The sequence below is a fragment of the uncultured Sulfuricurvum sp. genome, from assembly GCF_937936435.1.
Taxonomy (GTDB): domain Bacteria; phylum Campylobacterota; class Campylobacteria; order Campylobacterales; family Sulfurimonadaceae; genus Sulfuricurvum.
This window is the reverse complement of record NZ_CALDDG010000115.1, coordinates 1-2,930: the sequence shown is the minus strand read 5'-3', so window position 1 is coordinate 2,930 and position 2,930 is coordinate 1. Positions and strand designations below refer to the sequence as shown.

Sequence of the window (2,930 nt, the reverse complement as noted above, 5' to 3'; positions counted from 1 at the left end):
AGCGTTACCCCGATCAGATCGAAGTACTGACCCAAAACGTCGACGATCTGTTCGAGCGTGCGGGGTGTCCCGCCGTAATCCATCTGCACGGCACCCTCACCGATCTGCGGTGCGAAGAGTGCGGACGGGTTTACGAGATCGGGTATGAGTCGCAGGAGGGATCGACGTGTCCGTCGTGCGAGAGTGATAACATCCGCCATAACGTCGTGATGTTCGGGGAAGAGGCACCGATGTACGCAGAACTTCAACGAGCAATCGAAGAGTGCGATTTGTTTGTTGTCATAGGCTCAAGCGGTCAGGTGATCAATACGGCGTGGATCGCTCAATGGTTTGAGTACTCGATCCTCAATAACCTCGAATCCGATGATATGCTCGATCCGTTTTTCAAGACTCTTTATATCGAAAAAGCAACCACCGCCGCACCGAAGATCGAGGTGGATATAGAGATGTTTTTAGGTGTATAGACTCGGAATTGCATTAAAATTATCAAAACGATAAATAACAAAATCTTCTTGGTGAAAATTGTTAGGTTGTGATTTAGATTTATGACATATAATAACATTACTGATGACGGAAGTTGAAAAGCGGAGGATAAAACGTGTTTAAAAATCTGTTGCGCCCTTTTGTCGATGCCGTCAATTTCAAAAAAATCACCAAACTCGCAGAAGCGGGCGATGCCTCCGTACAAAACAAGCTCGGCAACATGTACTACATCGGTTCGTACGTTTCACAAGATTATAAGAGTGCCTTGTATTGGTACAATTTGGCGGCTGCACAAGGATTTGCTCCGGCACAGACGAGTCTGGGTGAAATGTACGAGTATGGCAACGGTGTCGGAAGAGATAATGAAAAAGCGTTTCACTGGTATGCGAAAGCGGCTCGAAGCGGAGAAATGATCGCCCAGAACAATCTCGGCTGGTTATACGAAAAAGGGCAGGGGACGGATCAAGATTATGCTAAAGCGGCGGAGTGGTATCGAAAGTCCGCAGAACAGGGATTTGCCGATGCCCAGTTTAATCTGGCGGTGATGTATGCTTCGGGAAAAGGGATAAGACAGGATTACTCCGAGGCGCACCAATGGTATCATAAAGCAGCCGAACAGAATTATGCTCCGGCACAAAGCGCATTAGGGACGATATACGCAGAAGGGCTAGGCGTATTTAAGAATATCCGCGAGGCGATTATCTGGTTTTCTAAGGCGGCGGCGCAGGGATTCGCTCCGGCACAAAGCTCTTTGGGAGATGTGTACGAAGCTAACGGAGAGAGCGAAAAAGCGATAGAGTGGTATCGTAAAGCGGCCAGGGCGGAGGAGCCATCTGCGTTGACTAATGTAGCATTGGTGTATGCTTTTGGACAAAATGTCCCGAAAGATACGGTCGCCGCGTATGCTTTTTTAACGATAGCGATTGCCAAAGGGAACGAAACGGCTAAAGAGGTACAGGAAGTGATCGCTAAAGAATTGACTTCTCCGCAAATCGAAGAAGCGTTGGAACTTTCAACAGAACCGGAAAAATTATGGGAACGGGTCGAACGCACTACCTGAAAAATAGTCCTGAGCATTTTTTTTCGGACTTATTATAATGTTTGCTATCATAGCGCTTATGATTGATGTTTTTATCATTAACCCTTTTTTTTGAACGAGTGATGCAATGACCCAAACCGACTATAAAACCGCCGTAGAACAACTCAAAAAATACTCGTATCACTATTACGTCCTCGACGATCCGATCACGACGGACGAGGAGTACGATATCCTCTATCACCAGGTAGTCGCGTACGAGCAGGAACATCCGAGTGAGATCGTGAGCGATTCTCCGACACAGCGGGTCGGAGACGTGCCGCAGGATAAGTTCGACAAAGCACGGCATCTTGTGCGCATGTGGAGTCTAGAAGATCTCTTTGACCGCGAGGAGTTGGAGACGTGGGTAAACCGTATCACGAAAGTTTACGGCGATGTCCGCTTTTATTGCGAACCGAAATTCGACGGGGCGAGTCTCAATCTCATCTACGATAACGGCATACTCGTGCAGGCGATTACCCGAGGCGACGGCGCCCTGGGGGAAGACGTTACCCAAAACGCCAAAACGATCCAGAGTATTCCTCTGAGTATCGGATACAAAGAGCGGATCGAGATTCGAGGCGAAGTAGTCATTTTCAAAGAGGATTTTGAGAAGATCAACGAAGAACGGCTGAAAAACGGCGAATCACTGTTTGCCAATCCGCGCAACGCGGCGGCGGGAAGTCTCCGTCAGCTCGATACCCGTATCACGGCGTCGCGCCGTCTGGTCTTTATGCCCTACGGCATCGGAGCCAATACGCTGGAGATCAAAAACCTCAGTGAGCGGATGGAGTGGGTCTATGGACTCGGGTTTCGAAATCCCCATATGACGCATCTGTGTGAGAGTGCGGATCAAATCGAGACCTTTTACCATGAGATGAGAGTCGAGCGGGATAACTTCGCGATGCTTCTCGACGGGATGGTGATCAAGGTCGATGCGATTGCGGTGCAGGACGAACTGGGCTACACGGTCAAAAATCCGCGATGGGCGGCGGCGTACAAATTCCCCGCGATCGAGAAACTCACAACGCTCAAAGAGGTTATCATGCAGGTGGGGCGCAGCGGTGTCGTCACCCCTGTCGCCATCGTCGAACCGGTCGATATCGAGGGGGTAACGGTCGAGCGCTCGACGCTCCACAATTTCGACGAGATTGAGCGCAAAGATATCCGCATCGGGGACAAGGTCATCATCCTGCGTAGCGGCGACGTCATCCCCAAAATCGTCAAGGTCATTACGGCGGAGCGGACGGGAAATGAGCAAAGCATTCCCCGACCGAAGCATTGCCCCGTATGCGGCAGTGAGCTGTTGGATGAGGGGGCGTTGATCAAGATCGGAAGAGCGTCGTGTAGGGAAAGAGTGTAGATCTCGGTG

General features: G+C 50.1%; 2 protein-coding genes. Both read left to right on the top strand.

The annotated features are described in order from the left end of the window. The coding region (locus Q0389_RS10715) for a Sir2 family NAD-dependent protein deacetylase (RefSeq protein WP_298694065.1) at window positions 1-464 on the top strand (464 nt) is incomplete at its 5' end. A gap of 134 nt (window positions 465-598) precedes the next feature. Then, window positions 599-1,543 carry a tetratricopeptide repeat protein gene (locus tag Q0389_RS10710; RefSeq protein WP_298694064.1) on the top strand — a complete coding sequence of 315 codons (945 nt, stop codon included), beginning with the start codon at window positions 599-601 and terminating at the stop codon, window positions 1,541-1,543. Window positions 1,544-2,930: the final 1,387 nt, after the last annotated feature.